The following is a 21,096-nucleotide window of genomic DNA, read 5'->3' as shown; positions in this document are numbered from 1 at the left end:
ACTGGGTATAGATACAGCATGGCAACCAGCTCCAAAGCCAAGAAGAAGACGGTTCGCCTGGCGTCGGGTCGCAAGCGCGCCCGCCAGGACGTCAAGCTCAACGCCGCGAACACCGCGCTGCGCTCCAAATTCCGCACGGTCATCAAGAACGTGCAAAAGGCCGTGACGGCCGGCGACAAGCCCAAGGCCGCCGAACTGTTCAAGACCGCCCAAGCTGTCATCGACTCCGTCGCCGACAAGGGCATCTTCCACAAGAACAAGGCTGCTCGCCACAAGAGCCGCCTGTCCGCCAAGATCAAGGCGCTCGCCGCCTAAAAACCAATCCAGCTCTGGTGCAGAGGAAGGCCCGCGAATGCGGGCCTTTTTCATTTCAGGCACCACCCCCAATGGGTCAGTGGCGCGACGGCACCCTCCGTCATTCAGGCGCTCGCTTGCGCCTCAATGCCACTCCCCGGGCTCCACGCCGTTCAGCGAGCGGTCGCGCAGCCAGTCGACCACGCTCCTTGCCACCCACAGAGGGTCATCCAGCGCCAGGTCGTGCCCTGCTTTCGTGTGCAGGCGCAGCGGCGCACCCCAAGCCCGACTGATGGCCTGAGAGCAGCGCCAATCCACCAAACCATCAGCCCGGCTGCACAACAGCAGCATCGGCGCACCGGGTCGCGCGCGGCTCGCGCGGTAGCGCAGACCCGCCCACCACTGACGAACCGCGTTTCGCACGCCCACGGGGTGCTGGCGCTGGAGGTCCAGCCAACGCTCCATGACGGCTTGCGGCGCAGTGAGGCGCGTGGTCAGTCGCAGCACGCGCTCTTCCCGCCGGCGCCAGTTGAAACGCCCGAACGACAGCAGGAACAGCGCGAGGTATTCCATCGGCATCGACCGCCGAAACACCTCGCTAAATGGCCGCAGGCTCGGGTTGATCAACACGCCCGCCGCCACTTCGGAGGGATAACGCGTCGCCCAGTCGGCAATCACTGCAGCCCCCAGCGACATGCCCAACAGCGACACCGGCCCGGCCACGCCACGCCGCTGCAGCTCGTCGCGACACAGCTTGACGATGTCCCGGACCCGGGTCGGGCTGGCCTGTTGACTCCAGGCGCCCGTGCCCGGCAGATCCAGCAACACCAGCCGGGCGCCCGGCTGCACGAGTCCCAACTCACGTTCGAAAAAGCGCGGAAACGCACCCCAGTGGCCGCTGTTGCGCGACCAACCGCGCACCAACACCCAGGTCGGCGGCTCGGCCGATTCAGTCGTGCCAGAAATATCGGAGGTGGCTGTCAGCCAACCGTTTTCAGCGTTCGCGGGGGCCGGCTCCAAGGCAGGAACCGCCGCACCAAGGCCATCGCCAGGCCGGACGGTCACGCGCCGTTGCCACCGCCTGGCGCGTCGGGCAACAGACACGCATCGGCGACCTGGAGGTTGTTGTCACGCGCAAAGTTCATGACAAAGTCCCAAGCCATCGGCTCCAGCCGACGCAGTTCTTCGTTCACGATCACGCACTTGACCCCGTTGATGACCGTGGGCACACAAAACGGCGAATAACCGATGTAAGCCCCGATCCCGGCGCGAACGCCACCCGGGCGGAAACAGGACATCGCCCCCGCCAGTCGCTCCGCCCAATCACTCGGGCGAAACGTCTTCCCATCCAGGGTCACGCCTTGGATGAAAACTTCGCGCGGCTTGGGAACAACGGTCATGAGGCAGTGAGGCTGCGCACCACGGCATGCGCCGCGGGCAAAGACCCCTATTGTGCCTTGCCAGCGCGCCATCTGCTGCGCCGCAGCAAACGCGCAAGCCCGCACCCTAGAATCAAACGTTCCTTTTTCTCAATCTGCTCTGGAGACCTGATGAGCGCCCCTACCGTCCCTTCTGACAGCCATGTGATGCCGACTTACGGCCGCCTGCCCGTTGCCCTGTCGCACGGTCAAGGCAGCTGGGTCTGGGACACGCAGGGCCGACGATTGCTGGACGGTTTGGCCGGCATCGCGGTCAACACGCTGGGTCACAACCACCCGCGCCTGGTGCCCGCCCTGCAGCACCAACTCACGCAGCTGATCCACACCAGCAACTACTACCGCATCCCGCTGCAAGAGCAACTGGCCGACAAGCTGTGCGCGCTGTCCGGCCTGACCAACGCGTTCTTCTGCAACAGCGGCCTGGAAGCGAACGAAGCCGCCTTGAAGATCGCACGCAAGTTCGGCCACGACCGTGGCAACGACAACCCCGCCGTGTTGGTGTTCGAAGGCGCCTTCCATGGCCGCTCGCTGGCCACCTTGTCGGCCACCGCGAACCCGAAGATCCATGCCGGCTTCACGCCGCTGGTGCCGGGGTTCGTGCGCGTGCCGCTGAACGACGTGCCCGCCGTCGAAGCCGCACTGGACGCCAACCCCAACATCACGGCCATCTTCCTGGAAACCATCCAGGGCGAAGGCGGCATCAACCCGGCCCGTGTCGAGTTCCTGCAAGCGCTGCGCCGTATCTGTGACGCGCGCAACCTGCTGTTGATGCTGGATGAGGTGCAGTGCGGCATCGGCCGCACCGGCAAATGGTTTGCTCACCAGTGGGCCGGCATCCAGCCGGACGTGATGCCGCTGGCCAAGGGCCTGGGCTCGGGCGTGCCCGTGGGTGCGGTCGTCTGCGGACCGCGCGCCGCCGACGTGCTGAAGGCCGGCAACCACGGCACCACCTTTGGCGGCAACCCGCTCGCCATGCGGGCGGGCGTGGAAACGCTCAAGATCATGGAAGAAGACGGTCTGCTCGCCAACGCCGAGGCGGTGGGCGCCACGCTGCAGTCCGCACTGGCCGAGGGTCTGGCCGGCGTGGCCGGTGTGGTGGAGATTCGCGGCCAGGGCCTGATGCTGGGCATCGAGCTGGACCGCCCGGCCGGCCCGCTGCTGGGCCAGGCACTGGAAGCCGGCCTGCTCATCAGTGTCACGGCCGACCGCGTCGTGCGCCTGCTGCCGCCGCTGATCCTCACGCATGACGAGGCCCGTCAAATCGCCGCCATCCTAGTGCCCCTGATCCGCGCCCTGTTGGCGCAGCCCAAGCCATGAAGCCCGGGGATTCGCTGATGCGCCACTACCTCCAGTTCAAAGACCTGCGGGCCGAGGAATATGCCCACCTGTTCGACCGCGCCGCCATCATCAAGCGCCGCTTCAAGAACTACGAGAAATACCAGCCCCTGCAAGACCGCACGCTGGCCATGATCTTCGAGAAGGCCAGCACGCGCACCCGCGTGAGCTTTGAGGCCGGCATGTACCAAATGGGCGGCTCGGTCGTGCACCTGACGACCGGCGACAGCCAGCTCGGCCGTGCCGAGCCGGTGGAGGACTCGGCCCGCGTGATCAGCCGCATGGTTGACATCGTGATGATCCGCACCTTCGAGCAAAGCAAGATCGAGCGCTTCGCCGCGCACTCGCGCGTGCCGGTCATCAACGGGCTGACCAACGAGTACCACCCCTGCCAGATCTTGGCGGACCTGTTCACCTTCATCGAAGCCCGCGGCATGGACCGCCGGGGCGCCATCGACATGGACTGCCTCAAAGGCCGCGTCGTGGCCTGGGTGGGTGACGGCAACAACATGGCCAACACCTGGCTGCAGGCCGCCGAGATCCTGGGGTTCAAGGTGCATGTGAGCACCCCGAGCGGCTATGAAATCGACCCCGCCGTGGCCGGCGTGAAGGACGCCGGCTGCTACCGCGTGTTCAAAGACCCGCACGAGGCGTGCGAGGGCGCTGATCTGGTCACGACCGACGTCTGGACCAGCATGGGCTACGAAGCCGAGAACGAGGCCCGGCGCGCCGCATTCGCCGACTGGTGTGTGGACCGCGACATGATGGCCCGCGCCAAGCCTGACGCCCTGTTCATGCACTGCCTCCCCGCGCACCGCGGCGAGGAAGTCACGGCCGACGTCATCGACGGCCCGCAGTCGGTGGTGTGGGACGAAGCCGAGAACCGCATGCACGTGCAGAAGGCCTTGATGGAGTACCTGCTGCTCGGCCGCATCGGCTGATCGGGCGCGCTCCGCCGACGCGGGGCGCCTCTTCACCCCCAGGAATTCCCTGCGTCGGATGTTGGTTCGGCGTCAGCGCGTCATGGCAAGCTGAACACCATGCGCTGGGCCCTCATCACCGACATCCATGCCAACCGCCAAGCCCTGGAAGCGGTGCTGGCCGATGCCCGCGCGCAGGGCGCGACCCACTTCGCCTTGCTGGGCGATTTCGTCGGCTACGGGGCAGACCCGGCGTGGGTGGTCGATCAGGTTCGGCAACTGACGGCTGACGGCGCCCGCGTGGTGCTCGGCAACCACGACGAAGCCGTGGTTCAGGGCAGCAAGCCCGGCATGCACCCGGACGCCAGGGCCGTCATCGAGTGGACCCGCGCCCAGTTGGACCACGAGCAACTGGACTTCCTCGCCAAGCTGCCGTTGCGCGCGCAGGCGCCCGAGGCGGGATGCCTGTTCGTGCATGCGAACGCGTTCGACCCCGGCGGCTGGGAGTACATCCAAGGCCGTGCTGAAGCCGTGCGCAGCTTGCATGCGCACGCGGCGCGCATCCAGGTCTGCGGCCACATGCATGACCCCATGCTGTTCCACCTGTCCGGCACCGGCAAGGCCGGTGACTTCCGCCCCGTGGCGGGTGCAGCCATGCCGCTGCCCACCCACCGCCAGTGGTTGATCATTCCCGGCTCCTGCGGCCAACCCCGCGACGGCAACCCCGCCGCCTGCTACGCCCTGCTGGACCCTGGCCCGTCGGAACTGGATGACGCCCGCGTCACCTTTCAGCGCGTGGCGTACGACGTGGAGGCCGCCTGCGCGGGCGTGCTGGCCAGCGGGCTGCCTGCCCCAATTGCCGAGCGCCTGGCCCGGCGCTTGACGCGGGGCGAGTGATGAGCACCTCCGCCCCCACACCCCTGCCCTCTTCCCCACCACCACCGCCCGCGCACGCCCCGCTGGAAGCCGGCCAGGTGCTGGACGGCTTCCGGCTGGAGGCCCGGCTGCACCAGGGCGGCATGGCCAACTTGTGGCGCGTTACCCGGCTCAAACCGGACGGCACGGCCGCCGCGGACGACCTGCTGATGAAGGTGCCCCGCATCAAGGGCGGAGAAGACCCGGCCACCATCGTCGGCTTTGAGGTCGAGCAGATGCTGATGCCGCAGCTCAGCGGCCCGCACGTGCCGCGCTTCGTGGCCCGGGGCGATTGGACGCGGCAGGCCTTCATCGTGATGGAGCGCATCCCGGGCGACACACTGCGCCCGCGGCTGGACGACGCGCCGCTGCCTCCCGAGGAGGTGGCCGACATCGGCGCCCGCGTGGCCACGGCGCTGGCCGCCCTGCACCGCCAGCACGTGGTGCACCTGGACATCAAGCCCAGCAACATCATGTTCCGGCCCGACGGCACCGCCGTGCTGGTGGACTTCGGCCTCAGCCGGCACGAGCACCTGCCGGACCTGCTGGAAGAAGAGTTCACCTTGCCCATGGGCACCGGCCCTTACATGAGCCCTGAGCAGGTGCAGTTCGTGCGCAACGACCCGCGCAGCGACCTGTTCGCCCTGGGCGTGATGCTGTACCACCTGGCCACCGGCGAGCGGCCGTTTGGCCAACCGAACTCCGTGCGCGGCCTGCGCCGGCGGCTCTACGTGGAGCCGGTGCCGCCGCGCGCCATCCGGTCCGAGCTGCCGCCATGGCTGCAAGAAGTCATCCTGCGCTGTCTGGAGGTCAAGCCCGACCGCCGCTACCAAAGCGCGGCCCAGTTGGCACTGGACCTGCGCGAGCCTGCGGGCGTGGCCCTGACCGCACGGGCGGAAAAGCTTCAGGGCAGTGGCGCGATGCGCCGCCTCAAGCGCTGGTTCTTCGCGCTGGGCGCCGAGGCGCCGCCACCGCCTCCGGCGGGTCAGCAATTGGCGCGCAGCCCCATCGTGATGGCCGCGGTCGACGTGGACAACGCCACGCCCGAGTTGCTCGCCCAGCTGTGCGAAACCGTGCGCCGCATCGTGCAGACCGAGTCCGGCGCGCGGCTGGCTTGCGTCAGCGTGATGCGGGTGAACCGCATCGGCATCGACGAACTGACCGACAAGCAGGGCCAGAGCGTGCACGTGAAGCAGCTCATCGCGCTGAAGCATTGGGCCCGGCCGATCAGCAAGGCGCTCGACCTGGAAGACGGACGCCTGACCTTTCACGTGCTGGAGGCGCCAGACGCGGCAGGTGCCATCATCGATTTCGCCCACCGCAATGGCGTGGACCACATCGTGATGGGCGCGCGCGGCTCCTCGGCGCTGCGTCGCTATCTCGGCAGCGTGTCGGGTCAGGTGGTGGCCGAATCGGACTGCACCGTCACCGTGGTGCGCGAGCCGGCCGCCAGCTAGGCGCACTTCACCGCTGAGGAATCCGGCGGCGCCACCGCTGCGGGGTGGGCGCCCTATCATGGCCGGATGCGTTTTCCGACCAATCCGCGGCTCGACCGGCTGCACCCCTACCCGTTCGAACGCCTGCGCCAACTGACGGCAGGCATCACCCCCAACCCCGCGCTGCCGGCGATTTCGCTCGGCATCGGCGAACCCCGCCACCCGGCGCCCGCGCTGATTGGTGAAGCCATCCAGGCCTCGATGGCCAGCCTCGCCGCCTACCCAGCCACCGCCGGCACGCCCGCGCTGCGAGAAGCCATCGCCGCCTGGCTGCACCGCCGCTACGGGTTGACGGTGGACGCCGGCACGCAGGTGCTGCCGGTGAACGGCTCGCGCGAAGCGCTGTTTGCCATCGCCCAAACGGTGGTGGACCCGTCTCGCGCTGGCGCCACGGTGGTGTGCCCCAACCCGTTCTACCAAATCTACGAAGGCGCGGCGCTGCTGGCCGGTGCTGAAGTGGCGTTCGCGAATGCGGACCCCACCCGCAACTTTGCGGTGGACTGGCGCCAGATCGACGACGCCACCTGGGCGCGCACCCAGCTGCTGTACGTGTGCTCGCCCGGCAACCCCAGCGGCGCGGTGATGCCGCTGGCCGAGTGGCAGGCGCTGTTCGAGCTGAGCGACCGCTACGGCTTCGTCATTGCGTCCGACGAGTGCTACTCCGAGATCTACTTCCGCGACGAAGCGCCGCTCGGCGGCCTGGAAGCAGCCGCGAAGCTGGGGCGCAGCGACTTCAAGAACCTGATCGCGTTCACCTCGCTGTCCAAGCGCTCCAACGTCCCCGGGCTGCGCTCGGGCTTCGTGGCGGGCGACGCTGCGCTGCTCAAGAAATTCCTGCTCTACCGCACGTACCACGGCAGCGCCATGAGCCCCATCGTGCAAGCCGCCAGCGTCGCCGCCTGGGGCGATGAAGCCCACGTGGTGGACAACCGCGCCCGCTACCGGCAGAAGTTCGCCCAGGTCACGCCGCTGCTCGCGCAGGTGCTGGACGTGGCCCTGCCCGATGCGGGCTTTTACCTGTGGGCGGCCGTGCCCTGGGGGGACGACGTCGCCTTCGCCCAGGGCTTGCTCGCTCAATACAATCTGACCGTGCTGCCGGGCAGCCTGCTTGCCCGCGACGCCCACGGCGTCAACCCGGGCGCCGGGCGCATCCGGCTGGCCCTGGTGGCTGACGAGGCCGAGTGCCTCGAAGCCGCCCACCGCATCGTCTCCTTCACCAAAGCTCTCTGATGAACACCGCTGATTTGCAAAGCCTGATCGACCACGCCTGGGACAACCGGACCTCGCTGGATCTCAACAACGCGGCCGAGCTGCGCCAAGCGGTGGACCAGGTGCTGGGCGAGTTGGACGCCGGCCGCCTGCGCGTGGCCACGCGCGAAGGCGTGGGCCAGTGGACGGTGCACCAGTGGGTCAAGAAGGCCGTGCTGCTGTCGTTCCGCCTGAACGACAACCGTGTGATGGGCGACAAGGACCTGACCTTCTTCGACAAGGTGCCCACCAAGTTCGCCGGCATGAGCGAAGCCGACCTGCGTGCCACCGGCGTGCGCGTGGTGCCGCCGGCCGTGGCGCGCCGCGGCAGCTTCCAGGCCAAGAACGTGATCCTGATGCCCAGCTACGTGAACATCGGCGCGTACGTGGACGAGGGCACCATGGTGGACACCTGGGCCACGGTCGGCTCGTGCGCCCAGATCGGCAAGAACGTGCACCTGTCCGGCGGCGTGGGCATCGGCGGCGTGCTGGAGCCGCTGCAGGCCAACCCGACGATCATTGAAGACAACTGCTTCATCGGCGCGCGCTCCGAGGTGGTCGAAGGCGTGATCGTGGAAGAGAACTCGGTCATCTCCATGGGCGTGTACATCGGCCAGAGCACGCCGATCTACGACCGCACCACCGGCGAAGTCACCTACGGCCGCATCCCCGCCGGCTCCGTCGTGATCTCGGGCTCGCTGCCCAAGGACAACGGCCGCTACAGCCTGTACGCCGCCATCATCGCGAAGCGGGTCGATGCACAGACCCGCTCCAAGACGAGCATCAACGAACTCCTGCGAGACTGAACATGAGCGGTCCTGGTGGCGGCAACATGGAGCGCATCCTGCGGCTGATGGCCGACAAGGGTGCTTCGGACTGTTATTTGTCGGCCAACATGCCGGTGCTGATCCGCATCAACGGGCAGACCGTGCAGTTGTCCGATCAGCTCCTGACGCCGCCCCAGCCGCGCCAGCTCATCGCCGAGGTCATCGACCCGGCCTCTCTGGCGGAACTCGACAACACCGGCGAACTCAACATGGCCGTGGGCATCCGCGGCGTGGGCAGTTTCCGGTTGTCAGGGTTTCGCCAGCGCGGCTCGATTGCGGGCGTGTTCCGTCACATCCCGCACGAGATTCCGACACTCGAGTCCCTGCGCCTGCCGCCCATCCTGGGCAACATGGTCAAGGAAAAGCGCGGCCTCATCCTGATGGTGGGCGCCACCGGCACCGGCAAGAGCACCACGCTCGCGTCGATGCTGGAGATGCGCAACCAGACCATGACCGGGCACATCCTCACCATCGAGGACCCGATCGAATACCTGTTCAGCAACAAGCGCTCGGTGGTGAACCAGCGCGAAATCGGCCGCGACACGGCCTCGCTGCAGGTGGCACTGAAGAACGCCCTGCGTCAGGCGCCGGACTGCATCCTGATCGGCGAAATTCGCGACCGCGAGACCATGACCTCGGCCATCAGCTACGCGCTGTCCGGCCACCTGGTGCTGGCCACGCTGCACGGTAACAACACCTACCACGCGCTGAACCGCATCCTGTCGTTCTACACGCCCGAGGCCCGCCCGGCGCTGCTGAACGACCTGGCTGCGGGCCTGAAGGCCATCGTGTCGCAGCGTCTGGTGCGCTCGGCCGCAGGTGGCCGCGTGCCGGCGGTGGAAATTCTGCTGAACACCAAGCTCATTGCCGAACTCATCGAGCAAGGCGACTTTGCCGGCGTGAAGGATGCGATGGAGAAATCCATCGCCGAAGGCTCGCAAACCTACGAAGAGCACTTCGCCAAACTCATCGCCGAAGGCGCCATCACCCGCGAAGAAGGCTTGGCCTTCGCCGACTCGCCCACCAACCTGCTGTGGCGGTTGCAAAACGAAGGCTCGGCTGCGCGCATGCCGGCCTCGGCTCCGCGCAAGGAAGAGAAGGCCGGCGACGAGGCCACCTTCACCGAAATCACCCTGGACGTCCACGGCTCTTGAAACTCATCGACTGCATCGACACCCAAGCCGCCCGCCTTACCCAGGCGGGCTTGTTTTTTGGCCACGGCACGACGAACGCGTTCGACGAAGCCGCCTGGCTGGCGCTGTGGCGCCTGGGCCTGCCGCTGGACGCGCTGGACGAGCACGAACAGCGCGAGCTGAACGCGGCTGAATTGGCCGCCATCGAGGGCTTGATCGAGCAGCGAATCACGACGCGCAAGCCGGCGGCGTACCTCACGGGCGAGGCTTGGCTGCAAGGCGTGCCGTTCACCATCGACGAGCGCGCCATCGTGCCGCGCAGCTTCATTGCCGAGTTGATTGCCGACGCCAGCATTGACCCCTGGCTGCACCCCGACAGCCGCCGCGTGCTGGACCTGTGCACCGGCAACGGCAGCCTGGCCGTGCTGGCCGCCATGGCCTGGCCCGAGGTGGAGGTGGACGCGCTGGACCTGAGCCCCGACGCCCTCGCCGTGGCGCAGCTCAACGTGACGCGCCATGACTTGGGCGCCCGCATCCGCCTGCTGCAAGGCGACGGCCTGCAAGGCGCGGTGAACCAAGGCGGCGGCCCGTACGACCTCATCCTGTGCAACCCGCCCTACGTCAACAGCGCCAGCATGGCCGCGCTGCCTGATGAATACCGGGCCGAGCCGGAGTTGGCCCTGGCGGGCGGCACGGATGGCATGGACTTCATCCGCGACCTGCTGCGCGCCGCGCCTGCCGCACTGAGCGACACCGGCGTGCTGGTGCTGGAGATCGGCAACGAGCGCGAACACTTTGAAGCCGCCTTCCCGACCCTGGAAGTCGTGTGGATGGACACCTCATCAGGCGCCGACCAGGTGCTGCTGGTGACGAAAGAGAATTTGCTTTGATCACGATTCGCGACATCACGCTGCGCCGCGGCGTCAAGGTGGTGCTGGACGGCGCCTCCGCCACGCTGCAACCCGGCGAGAAGATCGGCCTGGTGGGCCGGAACGGCGCCGGCAAGTCCAGCCTGTTCGCGCTGCTGACCGGCCGCCTGGGCAATGACAAGGGCGAAGTCGAGGTGCCCAAGCACTGGCGCCGCTCCGAAGTGGCCCAGAACATGCCCGAGACCGAAGACGGTGCGACCGACTTCGTGCTGCAGGGCGACCTGACCCTGGTGGCTGCCCGCGTGGCGCTGGACGAAGCCGAGAAGGCCAACGATGGCCACGCGATGGCCGAGGCGCATGCCGCGCTGGCCGACGCCGGCGCCTTCGACGCCCGCTCCCGCGCCCAGGCGCTGCTGATGGGCCTGGGTTTCAAGACCGAGCAGCTGGACGCCCCCGTCAACAGCTTCTCCGGCGGCTGGCGCATGCGCCTGCAACTGGCCCGCGCGCTGATGTGCCCGGCAGAACTCATGCTGCTGGACGAGCCCACGAACCACTTGGACCTGGACGCCCTGGTCTGGCTGGAGGCCTGGCTGCAGCGCTACGACGGCACGCTGATCATCATCAGCCACGACCGCGAGTTCCTGGACGCGATCACCAAGGTCACGCTGCACCTCGACGAAGGCAAGCTGGTGCGTTACGGCGGCAACTACACCAGCTTCGAGAGCCAGCGCGCCGAGCGCATGGTGCTGCAGCAGGCCGCGTTCGAGCGCCAGCAAGAGAAGGTCGCCCACCTGCAGAAGTTCATCGACCGCTTCAAGGCCAAGGCCAGCAAGGCCAAGCAGGCGCAAAGCCGCGTGAAGGCGCTGGAGCGCATGGAAAAGCTCGCGCCGGTGCTGGCCTCGGCCGACTTCAACTTCGAGTTCCGCGAGCCGCTGAACCTGCCCAACCCAATGCTGATGTTCGACGAGCTCAGCGCGGGCTACCGCACCGACGAGGGTGACAAGATCATCGTGCGCGGCGTGGACCGCTCGGTGCTGGCCGGCCAGCGCATCGGCATCCTGGGTGCCAACGGCCAAGGCAAGTCCACGCTGGTCAAAACGATTGCCCGCGCGCAGGCGCCGATGGGCGGCAAGCTGACCGAGGGCAAGGGCCTGTCCATCGGCTACTTCGCCCAGCAGGAGCTGGACGTGCTGCGGCTGGACGAAGGCCCGCTGGAGCACATGGTGCGCCTCGCGCGCGACGTTGGCCCGCCGGGCCGCGAGCAGGAGCTGCGCGACTTCCTGGGCCAGTTCCGCTTCACCGGCGACATGGTCAACCAGCAAGTGGGCAGCCTCTCCGGCGGCGAGAAGGCGCGGCTGGTGCTGGCCATGTTGGTGTGGCAGCGCCCCAACCTGCTGCTGCTGGACGAGCCGACCAACCACCTGGACCTGAACACCCGCGAGGCGCTGTCTCTGGCGCTGAACGAGTTCGAAGGCACAGTCATGCTGGTCAGCCACGACCGGGCGCTGTTGCGCGAGGTTTGCGACGAGTTCTGGCTGGTGGCCGACGGCAAGGTCAAGCCTTTCGACGGCGACCTGGACGACTACCAGCAGTGGCTGCTGGATCAGAGCAAGGAAGCCGCTCGCGCCGCCAAGAAAGGCCCCGCGCCGGCGCCCGCCCCTGCCGCTGCGGCTGTGGTGGCAGCGCCCCCACCGGCCTCGCGTGAAGACCGCAAGGCCTCAGGCCAGGCCCGCGCCAAGCTGGCGGAATTGACCCGCCCGCTGCGGAAGGAAATGGAAGCCATCGACAAGCGCCTGCACGCCCTCGCCGAGGAACGCGCAGAGATTGAGGCCCAACTGGCCGAAGGCGCCGCCGCCTCGGCCATTGCCGAGATGGGCAAGCGCTTGAAGGCGATTGCCGACCAGCTTGAAGCCGACGAGATGCGCTGGCTGGAGCTGGGCGAGCAGATCGAGGCGATGAGCGCGAGCTGATTCGCGGTCAGAGCGCCAGCACCGCAGCCAGGGCCAGAGCACCTGGCAGCGCCTGCACGTACAAGATCTTCTTCGAGGCTGTGGCCGCGCCGAACAGGCCGGCCACCACCACGCAGCCCAGGAAGAACAGCAGCCAGGGCTTGCCCGCACCGGCGGCGCCCAGCACCAACCCGTACGCCAGGCCCGCCACCAGGAAGCCGTTGTAGAGGCCTTGGTTGGCCGCCAGCGCCTTGCTGCGCTCGGCAAAGTCCTTGTCCAGCCCGAAGGCCTTGCGGCCGAGCGGCTTGGTCCAGAAGAACATCTCCAGCACCAAAAAGTACAGGTGCAGCAGCGCCACCAGGGCTGCCAGTGCGATTGCGGCCATCTCCATCGTCCATCTCCTCGTCTGCAATTGATTGGGCGCGGATGGTCTCAGATCGCGTGATGCGCCCGTGTCACCCAAAAGACCCAATGACCACTTAACTTGTGTGCAATTAAATTGCCAACTACATTTTCGCTCATGCCTCGCAGCAAGCCACCCACCCCACCCGCCGCCGACCCGCGCGCCGAGTGGCTGCAACTGGACCGCCAGTTGTGCTTTGCGCTGTACAGCAGCTCACTGGCCATGACGCGCATCTACAAGCCGCTGCTGGCGCCCCTGGGCATCACCTACCCACAGTACCTGGTGCTGCTGGTGCTGTGGGAGGCTGACGGGCTGAGCGTCTCGCAGTTGGGCCAACGCCTGTCGCTGGACTCCGGCACCCTGACGCCCTTGCTCAAGCGCCTGGAAGCGCTCGGCCACATCGAACGCCGTCGCGCCAGCGACGACGAACGCCGGGTCGACATCTACCTGCAACCACAAGGCCGGCAACTGCGCGAGCAGGCGCTGGACATCCCCAGCCAACTGGCCTGCGCCAGCGCCTGCGAGCTGGACGAAGTCATCACGCTGACGCAACGGCTCACGCAGCTGCGCCAGCAACTCCACCAGGCCGCCGACGCCGCCGCCTGATTTCTTTTCCCACTGACCCACCCCAAGGAGCCACCATGGCCATCGAAAAAGCCCTGTACACCGCCACTGCCACCGCCACGGGCGGCCGCGCCGGCACTGCCAAGTCGTCGGACGGCGCGCTGGACGTGACCCTGTCCACGCCCAAGGAACTGGGCGGAGCCGGCGGCGCGGGCACCAACCCCGAACAACTGTTTGCTGCCGGCTACTCGGCCTGCTTCATCGGCGCCATGAAGGCCGTGTCGGCCCGCCAGAAGATTGCCCTGCCCGCCGAAGTCAGCATCACCAGCGAAGTCGGCATCGGCCCCCACGCCAACAAGCCGGGCGCCTTCGGCATCCAGGTCGCCATGACCATCTCGGTGCCCGGCATGGACCGCGCGCAGCTGGAGGCCCTGGTGGCCACGGCCCACGAGGTCTGCCCGTACTCCAACGCCACCCGCGGCAACATCGACGTCACGCTGACGATCGCCTGAGGCCCTCCCGCCTCGCACTGCCCTGCCCTGCAGGGCGCCGAAGCCGCGGCACCGTCCGCGGCTTTTTCATGAGCGTTCCATGGGCTTTTCATGGGCTTTTCATGGGCTTTTCATGGGTGCTGCGTAGCCTGCTCGGTTGACCTACCCCCATCGAACCACCCCATGCGACTGCAAGCGACGCTCCTGACCCTGGCCGCAATGGCCGCCACTCCCGCAGCCCATGCTCAAACGGCCTTGACCGGCGTCAGCTTCGTCAACGGCCTGACCCTGGCCGGCAACAGCCTGGACCTGAGCAGCGGCTCCGACCTGGACCGCCGCGTCGGCTTCTTCTCCGACATCTATTACGACCGCAACCGCAACGAATGGTGGGGTCTGTCGGACCGTGGCCCCGGCGGCGGTGTCTTGCCCTACGACACCCGCGTCCAGCGGTTCACCGTGGATGTCAACGCCAACACCGGCGCCATCTCCAACTTCCGCATCCTGGAAACCGTCAAGTTCTCCAGTGCCGCAGGCACCTTGAACGGCCAGGCCCCGACCGTGGGCAACGTGCTCGGCCGCTCGTTCGACCCGGAAGGATTTGTCGTCAACCCGGTCACCGGCAACTTCTTGGTGAGCGATGAATATGGCCCATCGGTCTACGAGTTCAGCCGCAGCGGCCAACTGATTCGCGCGTTCAAGACCCCGGCCAACCTGGTGCCGCGCACCACCGCTGGCGTGGACTACAACGCCCTGCCTCCCGCCGGCAGCACCCCGCAACTCACACAAGGCCGCCTGGGCAACCGAGGGCTCGAAGGCCTGGCCATCACGCCGGACGGACGCTTCGCCTACGCCATGCTGCAAAACGGCCTGGTGACGGACGGCTACAACGCCAGCAGCGACACCCGAGGCCTGTACACCCGCATCATCAAGTACGACATCGCCTCCGGTGAAGCTGTGGGTCAGTACGCCTACGCCCTGGCCAGCGCATCCCAGGGCCGCGGCAGCTCCGCGCTGGTGGCGCTGGATGAAAACCGCTTCTTGGTCCTGGAGCGCAACAACCGAGGCATCGGCGTCGGCGCCACGCTGAGCGGCGCCGACAAAAACGTCTTCGAGGTTGACCTGCGCGGGGCCACTGATGTGACCGGCATCAACCTGCCCTCGTCCGGCGCACTCCCAAGCGGCCTGGTGGCGGTGGCCAAGGGCGCTCAGGTGATGGATTTGGATGCCAACACGCTGGCTGCGCTGGGCAACAAGTCACCCGAGAAATGGGAAGGCCTGGCCGTGGGCCCACGCCTGGCCGACGGCCGCTACCTCGTTCTGGCGGGCACCGACAACGACTACAGCGTCACCCAGAACGGCGCGGGCACGCAGTTCGACGTCTACTTCCGCATGACGGATGCGGACCCCTACGCCAAGTCCATCCAGTGCCCCATGGGCCAAACCACCGGCTGCTTCTTCACCGCGAACAGCGCCTCGGCCACGCTCACCGGCGACTACCAACTGCTGCCGGGCGTGCTGCACGCCTACACGGCCAACATCGCCAACTACGCCGCGCCCGTTCCTGAGCCGGCCCACTGGGCGCTGATGACCGCGGGGTTGGGCCTGCTGGCGCTGACCCGGCGCAAGGCCCGCTGACCGACCGCAGCGGCGCCGCAGTCAAGCCTGCAAGAGGCCCAGGATCATCTCGACTCGGGCCTTCACCGGGCTCAGCGCCCCCGCGGTGGGCAGCAAGCCGGGCAAGTCCATCACAGGCCCAGCATCGCACCGCGTGCTGCGCACGACTCGCACGCCCTGCGCCTGCGCCTCACGCAAGGCCACGTCCAAACGGGCCGACAGCGTCCCGTTGCCGGTGCCCGCCGCAACGATGCCCCGCACCCCAGCCGCGGTCAGCGCACGAACCACGCTGCCATCCGCGCCCGCGTCGTTCAACACGATCTCCACCCAGGGCCATCGCGCAACCGGGGCCGAGACCTGGTCAAGCCCCAGCGGCACACCGGTTGGCCAGCGGCTCAACTGCCGCACGTGGCCCTCTTCAACCCGGGCGACCAGAGCGCCATCCACCGACTCGAACGCATCCACACGGTAGCTGTGCGTCTTTCGCACCTGCACTGCATCGTGCACCCGGCCCGCAAACGCGAACATCACCCCCCGCGCCCCTGGCGTTGCGACCACCTGAACCGCGTCGAACAGGTTTTGCGGCCCATCAGGTGCCAACGCCGTGGCCGGACGCATGGCGGCCGTCAGCACCACGGGCTTGGCCGGGGCCAACACCCGGTGCAAAAAGTAGGCGGTTTCTTCCAGAGTGTCGGTGCCGTGCGTGACCACCACGCCACGCACCTCGGGCCGGTCCAGCGCCGACTGCACCGCCTGCGCCAGCACCTGCCAGGTGCCGAAATCCATGTCCTTGCTGTCCAGTTGGGCCACTTGCTGGGCCTCGATCTGCCGCCCCGCCAAGCCGGGCACGGCAGCCATCAGGTCCTCCACCCGCAACTGCGCCGCGGTGTATCCCACACCGTCACTGGACGAAGCCGCCGTTCCGGCAATCGTTCCACCCGTCCCCAAAATGACGATCAATTCGGATTCCGTTTGCAATTTGCTGATTTCCTGGATGAAAATACAGGTGCTGGACAAATTTCCAGCGCCCTCAAAGGCCGCTCGTGCAAGACCGCCCCAAGCTTACCGCCCGCCAACAGCAGATTTTCGACCTGGTCCGTCACGCCATCGAAACCACCGGCTCACCCCCCACCCGCGCGGAAATTGCCTCTGAACTCGGTTTCAAGTCGGCCAACGCGGCTGAAGAACACCTGCAAGCGCTGGCCCGCAAAGGCATGCTCGAACTGGTGGGCGGCACCTCCCGCGGCATTCGCCTGAAGTCCGACACGCTGAGCGAACTGAACCGATCACGGCAATTTTCTTTGCCCATTCCGGCCCTCGCGCAACTCACCTTGCCGCTGATCGGTCGGGTTGCGGCCGGCGCGCCCATCCTGGCGCAGGAACACGTCGAACAAACCTACACGGTGGAGCCGGGTCTGTTCGCCAAGCGGCCTGACTACCTGCTCAAGGTCAAAGGCATGAGCATGAAAGACATCGGCATCCTCGACGGCGACCTGCTGGCCGTCCAGTCTGCCAAAGACGCCCGCAACGGCCAGATCGTGGTGGCACGCGTTGGCGAGGAAGTCACCGTCAAACGCTTCAAGCGCAATGCGGACGGCATCGAACTCCTGCCGGAAAACGCCGATTTCCAACCCATCCGTGTGGACGAAGCCAGCGAGCATTTCGCCATCGAGGGGCTCGCCGTCGGCCTGATCCGCGGCCAAGGCTTCAACTGAAAGCCGGACGGGGGTTCAATTCCCCCCGGCTCCACCAGACCAGTGAACCACAAGGGTTCACGACCGCTAAGGCTCCTAAGTAAATCAACGACTTAGGAGCCTTTTCTTTGCATGTCCTCTCATGACGGGGCCTTGCGTAGCACCGCCGGCCGTACAACAATCTGAACAACTGCTCCAAAGTGAGCAGCTCTTCAAGGGAGTTGTACAGAATGGCTGGCATCGAGAAACTGAGCGACAAGGCAATCCAAGCGGCGATCAAGCTCGTCGCGGCGGCCGGCAAGGCCAAGACCATCGGGGACGGTGGTGGGCTGGTGCTGGAGGTGCAGCCCAGCGGCGCCGGCTGGTGGCGCCTGCGGTACACCTTTGATAGCAAGCCAAACCGGCTCAGCTTCGGCACCTATCCCGAGGTCACGCTAGCCGCCGCCCGCCAAAGGCGGCGTGAGGCGTTGGCGTTGATCGCGTCAGGAACCGACCCCAGCGACAAGCGAAAGGCCGACAAGGACGCCAAAGCACGGAAGGTTGAAGCGGCTCGCCTGACCGACGCCGGCCTCCCACTCCCTGGAACGTTCGAATACGTCGCGCGTGAATGGCTCAGCACCGTCCATGAGGCCAAGGTCAGCGCCGGCCATGCCGAACGAACGCGCATCCGGTTGGAGCAAGACGCCTTCCCCTGGATTGGCAAGCGCCCAATCGCCGAGGTCGAGGCACCGGAACTGCTTCAATGCCTCCGGCGGATCGAGGCGCGCGGTGCCATCGAGACGGCTCATCGTGTCAAAGACGCTTGCGGGCAGGTGTTCCGCTACGGCATCGCCACGGGCGATTGCACGCGCAACCCTGCGGCTGACTTGCGTGATGCCCTCAGGCCGGTCCAGTCGCGCCACCATGCCGCCATCACCGATCCCAAGCAGGTCGGCAAGCTCATGCGAGATATCAGCGAGTACCGCGGTCAACCGGTGACCCGCGCGGCACTGCTGCTGTCCGCGCTGCTGTTGCTCCGGCCTGGCGAGCTGCGTCACATCGAATGGGCTTGGTTGGACATTGAGGGGGCGACCCTGACGGTCCCGGGCGCAACGATGAAGCGGACCAAAGCGGACAAGGCAGATGGGCCGCCGCATGTTGTCCCGCTGGCTAGCCAGGCTGTGAAACTGTTCAAGGAGCTGCACCCGCTCACTGGACACAGCCGGTACGCATTTCCGGCGCTGACGAGTAGCCAGCGTTGCATGAGCGAGAACACCGTACGCAGTGGCCTGCGTCGCATGGGCTATGGCAATGACGATATGACAGCGCATGGCTTCAGGGCAACGGCCCGAACCATGATCGCCGAGCGGCTGCACATTGCGCCGGAAGTCATCGAGGCGCAGCTTGCGCATGCCGTGGCTGACTCGCTAGGGCGCGCGTACAACCGTACGCAATACCTCGATCAGCGTCGGACCATGATGCAGGCGTGGGCGGATTATTTGGACCGCCTACGGGATGGAGCCGAGGTCATTGCATTCCCTGTTGCAGAGGCCCAGCTACAGGGTTCCATATAGAAATTTCTATAGGGCGGTGCTCTATAGGCCGACCGCCTCTTGCTGTACGGACTCGATAGATCGTCGGTGCAGCACCGCCTATAGGTGATGCAAGGCTGTCGTACGTACGAGCTCCGTACGTACGCCTATAAGGTTTTCCATACGTACGATTCAGCCTCCTTAGGCCTCAGGAGAGCCCATGCCGAAGCGCGACAGCGGCGACGACCTAGACAAGATCGCAGAAGTGCTGCTCGAGTTCTTCGACGATAAGCGGGTCATCGAAGCCCTGGACAAGGTGCATGAGTTCGGCGTGTCCGGGTGGGAGAAATGGTGGCAGGTCGAATTGGCTCTGTTCTTGTCACACGCCGACGACAAGATTGCTGAGTGGGACATGGAGCACCCCTTCGATACGGACCGAAGAACAAAGCTCGGCCAGTCGCGAATGGCGTTGGATATCGGTTTTCGTTTGAAGCGTCAGGCCAAAGACCAGTGGTACTTCGTTGAGCTGAAGCAAGCGGACGACTACCGCGCCTGCATTGACCGTATGTGCAAGGACGCGAACAAGGTGTTCTCGGCCCGCAAGCAGTCGTTCGATGGGCTGAGCGTGCGGTACGTGGCGTGCGCTGGCGTGTTTCGTGGCGCGGATGAGAAGGACGTGGAAACCTACCTGAGCCAAGCGTGTGACAGGGAAGATATCGAGGTCGACGGCTTCTATTACGAGAAGCTGTGCGACGGCTACAAGCTACTCATTTTCTAGAGAGCACGTGGCGGCGGGCAATCGACACGAGCCGACTTCAACCGCTGGCTGGAGGCGGCCGCCGCATACGCCAGCCGCACAGCGCCGTTGTGCGTAGTGGCGACAGTGGCTATCACAAGAAGCGGAACAGCATGTACCTAAGAGACGCGGCGTTCGACGCTGTCATAACAGATAGGAGCGGACTGACCTTAGAGGTCGACTGCCGAATAACGGAGCCCGCTGCCGGCGGCTTGCCCGCGTCGATCTCAATCGAGATTCCGCTGAGCGATAGCGAGCCGCCAGCACTGGAGAACCCCTGCTCGCTTCGGAGCGCCAGTGGCCCAAATGGAATTGAGATCAAAGAGCTCTGGTATCGCTCGATTCCGGCCGGCGCTACTCGCAGAAGACATGCGCGGGGAGAGTTCAACATCAACCACGTAGGGCAGCTCTGGATAAAGGCGAGTAGCTGGCCAAGCGAGCGGTCGAGAGTCCTATTTGTGCTGTCGCCGGTGCGTTTCTTCAAAAAGCACTATCAGGCGGAGGTCGACTACACCGCAACACCAGAAATGGCAGTGGAACTCTTCAAGTTGCAGACAGCGGAGCTTGGCGCAGTTCGATTCCTCAAGTTCTGGAGCATCCATCACATCGAAGACAAGGGCGTCGCCGCCGAGATCCGCGCTAGCTTCGCGGCCGAAGTTCGATACGACGAGGCGACTGCGATTCCGATGGATAGCTTGGTCGAGAAGATAAGGAGCGTGCTGAGGCCTCTTTCCATCCTCACAAGGCAGGCCATAACGCTGCATGGGTGGATTTGGGAGAGGCGCGACGGCAACGAGACGATGTGGTTCGATCCTCTAGACCCCAATCTCGCCCCTGACATGGCTGAAGAGCCGGTGGCGGACCTTTGCCTCAGAAATGAATTTGACGCTTGCGCGCAGGCGTTCGTGCAGAGTTTTCTCGCGGCGCCAGCGGACACCCAGGAGGCCGTCACTCTGATATCCGTAGCGCTGGCGCCGCATGTCAAAAGAACCGCTGCTGGAAACTTCTTGGCGCTGTTTAGCGCCCTGGAGCAAGTCATTGCGCTGGAGAAGCTTACCAACGATGAGCGGAAGAAGCTTCGTGAAACTGACTCTGAGGTGATGGCGGGCCTGCTTGATTTGGCTGGCCGCGTGAAGACGTCCAGCAGTCCAAATGCGGCGGGTGTTGCGGCCCGGATCGAAGGATTTGCGAAATCGGTTGAAGGCAGCGGTCCGAGCTTCAACGTTCGATTCGAGAAATTTCAGGCTGCTCATCCGAAGCTCGCCGCCTGCATGTCTGATCTTTGGCCGTTGCGGGGTACTACGAAGCTGCCGGGCCTAAAGCAGATACGCGATTCGCTTGCGCATGGCCTGCGGCAGGAATACAGCGCACAGGCTATTGCCGAGGCTCATTGGCACTTTGCGCGGCTCGCCGAGCGGCTCGCTTTCATCGTGCTCGGCGTCGATATGCCTCAAGGCCTGTTGCCCAACTCATTCTTTTTGCAGCGTGACCCTTGGTACAAGCGCTCCGAATGGCAAGCCGTGCGAGCAGCGGCTAAGCAGAAAGACTGAAGGCGGCGCCCCTAAGGAAGCGCCCCTTAGGAAGCGCCCCTAAGGAAG

Annotated in this window: 21 protein-coding genes; 17 read left to right on the top strand and 4 right to left on the bottom strand. The window is 66.0% G+C overall.

The features are described from left to right. Positions 1-18 precede the first annotated feature (18 nt). Positions 19-315, top strand: coding sequence for a 30S ribosomal protein S20 (gene rpsT, locus ACG01O_RS09600; RefSeq protein WP_394383878.1), 297 nt, complete (start codon positions 19-21; stop codon positions 313-315). Between the two features lie 123 nt (positions 316-438). On the opposite strand, the gene ACG01O_RS09595 is transcribed toward rpsT, so the two are convergent. Both ACG01O_RS09595 and ACG01O_RS09590 read right to left on the bottom strand, forming a co-directional pair. Beyond that, positions 439-1,359: an alpha/beta fold hydrolase gene (locus ACG01O_RS09595; RefSeq protein WP_394383877.1), complete on the bottom strand. Its 921-nt coding sequence runs from the start codon at positions 1,357-1,359 to the stop codon at positions 439-441. Then, positions 1,356-1,694 (bottom strand): DUF3579 domain-containing protein, encoded by a 339-nt coding sequence (locus ACG01O_RS09590; protein ID WP_394383876.1) that lies wholly within the window; start codon positions 1,692-1,694, stop codon positions 1,356-1,358. The genes ACG01O_RS09595 and ACG01O_RS09590 overlap by 4 nt, the downstream gene beginning before the upstream one ends. A gap of 150 nt (positions 1,695-1,844) precedes the next feature. Between ACG01O_RS09590 and ACG01O_RS09585 the strand changes: the two genes are divergently transcribed. The 9 genes from ACG01O_RS09585 (at position 1,845) to ACG01O_RS09545 (ending at position 12,446) form a co-directional block, all read left to right on the top strand. Then, complete coding sequence (locus ACG01O_RS09585; RefSeq protein ID WP_394383874.1) at positions 1,845-3,050, top strand: aspartate aminotransferase family protein; 1,206 nt, start codon at positions 1,845-1,847, stop codon at positions 3,048-3,050. Further along, positions 3,047-4,009: an ornithine carbamoyltransferase gene (gene argF, locus ACG01O_RS09580; protein WP_394383873.1), complete on the top strand. Its 963-nt coding sequence runs from the start codon at positions 3,047-3,049 to the stop codon at positions 4,007-4,009. Before ACG01O_RS09585 ends, argF begins: the two co-directional genes overlap by 4 nt. A gap of 99 nt (positions 4,010-4,108) precedes the next feature. Further along, positions 4,109-4,885 (top strand): metallophosphoesterase family protein, encoded by a 777-nt coding sequence (locus ACG01O_RS09575; RefSeq protein WP_394383871.1) that lies wholly within the window; start codon positions 4,109-4,111, stop codon positions 4,883-4,885. Then, positions 4,885-6,360 (top strand): protein kinase domain-containing protein, encoded by a 1,476-nt coding sequence (locus ACG01O_RS09570; protein ID WP_394383869.1) that lies wholly within the window; start codon positions 4,885-4,887, stop codon positions 6,358-6,360. Before ACG01O_RS09575 ends, ACG01O_RS09570 begins: the two co-directional genes overlap by 1 nt. A 66-nt stretch (positions 6,361-6,426) precedes the next feature. After that, the gene (dapC, locus tag ACG01O_RS09565; RefSeq protein WP_394383867.1) at positions 6,427-7,629 is read left to right on the top strand and encodes a succinyldiaminopimelate transaminase; all 1,203 of its coding nucleotides are present in this window, start codon (positions 6,427-6,429) and stop codon (positions 7,627-7,629) included. Beyond that, entirely contained in the window at positions 7,629-8,453 is an 825-nt protein-coding gene (gene dapD, locus ACG01O_RS09560; RefSeq protein WP_394383865.1) for a 2,3,4,5-tetrahydropyridine-2,6-dicarboxylate N-succinyltransferase, read from the top strand. The genes dapC and dapD overlap by 1 nt, the downstream gene beginning before the upstream one ends. Before the next feature lie 2 nt (positions 8,454-8,455). After that, the gene (locus ACG01O_RS09555) at positions 8,456-9,628 is read left to right on the top strand and encodes a PilT/PilU family type 4a pilus ATPase (RefSeq protein ID WP_394383863.1); all 1,173 of its coding nucleotides are present in this window, start codon (positions 8,456-8,458) and stop codon (positions 9,626-9,628) included. Then, positions 9,625-10,497 (top strand): 50S ribosomal protein L3 N(5)-glutamine methyltransferase, encoded by an 873-nt coding sequence (gene prmB, locus ACG01O_RS09550; RefSeq protein WP_394383861.1) that lies wholly within the window; start codon positions 9,625-9,627, stop codon positions 10,495-10,497. The genes ACG01O_RS09555 and prmB overlap by 4 nt, the downstream gene beginning before the upstream one ends. Further along, positions 10,494-12,446 (top strand): ATP-binding cassette domain-containing protein, encoded by a 1,953-nt coding sequence (locus ACG01O_RS09545; RefSeq protein WP_394383859.1) that lies wholly within the window; start codon positions 10,494-10,496, stop codon positions 12,444-12,446. Before prmB ends, ACG01O_RS09545 begins: the two co-directional genes overlap by 4 nt. 7 nt (positions 12,447-12,453) lie before the next feature. On the opposite strand, the gene ACG01O_RS09540 is transcribed toward ACG01O_RS09545, so the two are convergent. After that, positions 12,454-12,816, bottom strand: coding sequence for a DUF1304 domain-containing protein (locus ACG01O_RS09540; protein ID WP_394383857.1), 363 nt, complete (start codon positions 12,814-12,816; stop codon positions 12,454-12,456). Positions 12,817-12,945: 129 nt separating this feature from the next. On the opposite strand from ACG01O_RS09540, the gene ACG01O_RS09535 reads away from it, so the two are divergent. The 3 genes from ACG01O_RS09535 (at position 12,946) to ACG01O_RS09525 (ending at position 15,518) form a co-directional block, all read left to right on the top strand. Next, positions 12,946-13,434, top strand: a complete 489-nt coding sequence (locus ACG01O_RS09535) for a MarR family winged helix-turn-helix transcriptional regulator (protein ID WP_394383856.1) — start codon at positions 12,946-12,948, stop codon at positions 13,432-13,434. 35 nt (positions 13,435-13,469) lie between these two features. Continuing rightward, on the top strand, positions 13,470-13,904 hold the full coding sequence (locus tag ACG01O_RS09530) for an organic hydroperoxide resistance protein (RefSeq protein ID WP_394383854.1): 435 nt from the start codon (positions 13,470-13,472) through the stop codon (positions 13,902-13,904). A gap of 162 nt (positions 13,905-14,066) precedes the next feature. After that, complete coding sequence (locus ACG01O_RS09525) at positions 14,067-15,518, top strand: esterase-like activity of phytase family protein (protein ID WP_394383852.1); 1,452 nt, start codon at positions 14,067-14,069, stop codon at positions 15,516-15,518. A gap of 21 nt (positions 15,519-15,539) precedes the next feature. On the opposite strand, the gene ACG01O_RS09520 is transcribed toward ACG01O_RS09525, so the two are convergent. After that, positions 15,540-16,394: an asparaginase gene (locus ACG01O_RS09520; RefSeq protein ID WP_394383850.1), complete on the bottom strand. Its 855-nt coding sequence runs from the start codon at positions 16,392-16,394 to the stop codon at positions 15,540-15,542. Positions 16,395-16,540: 146 nt separating this feature from the next. On the opposite strand from ACG01O_RS09520, the gene lexA reads away from it, so the two are divergent. The 4 genes from lexA (at position 16,541) to ACG01O_RS09500 (ending at position 21,048) form a co-directional block, all read left to right on the top strand. Continuing rightward, a complete protein-coding gene (gene lexA / locus ACG01O_RS09515) occupies positions 16,541-17,212 on the top strand; it encodes a transcriptional repressor LexA (RefSeq protein WP_394383848.1) in 672 nt (223 codons plus the stop codon). A 209-nt stretch (positions 17,213-17,421) separates the two neighbouring features. Beyond that, positions 17,422-18,744, top strand: coding sequence for a tyrosine-type recombinase/integrase (locus ACG01O_RS09510; RefSeq protein WP_394383846.1), 1,323 nt, complete (start codon positions 17,422-17,424; stop codon positions 18,742-18,744). Between the two features lie 178 nt (positions 18,745-18,922). Further along, entirely contained in the window at positions 18,923-19,480 is a 558-nt protein-coding gene (locus tag ACG01O_RS09505) for a hypothetical protein (RefSeq protein WP_394383844.1), read from the top strand. A 131-nt stretch (positions 19,481-19,611) separates the two neighbouring features. After that, a complete protein-coding gene (locus tag ACG01O_RS09500; protein WP_394383843.1) occupies positions 19,612-21,048 on the top strand; it encodes a hypothetical protein in 1,437 nt (478 codons plus the stop codon). Positions 21,049-21,096 lie beyond the last annotated feature (48 nt).

It is taken from the genome of Pelomonas baiyunensis (assembly GCF_043555935.1).
In the GTDB taxonomy this organism is placed as follows: domain Bacteria; phylum Pseudomonadota; class Gammaproteobacteria; order Burkholderiales; family Burkholderiaceae_C; genus Pelomonas; species Pelomonas baiyunensis.
Note: the sequence above shows the minus strand (reverse complement) of the source record. Positions and strands in the feature narration are given on the sequence as shown.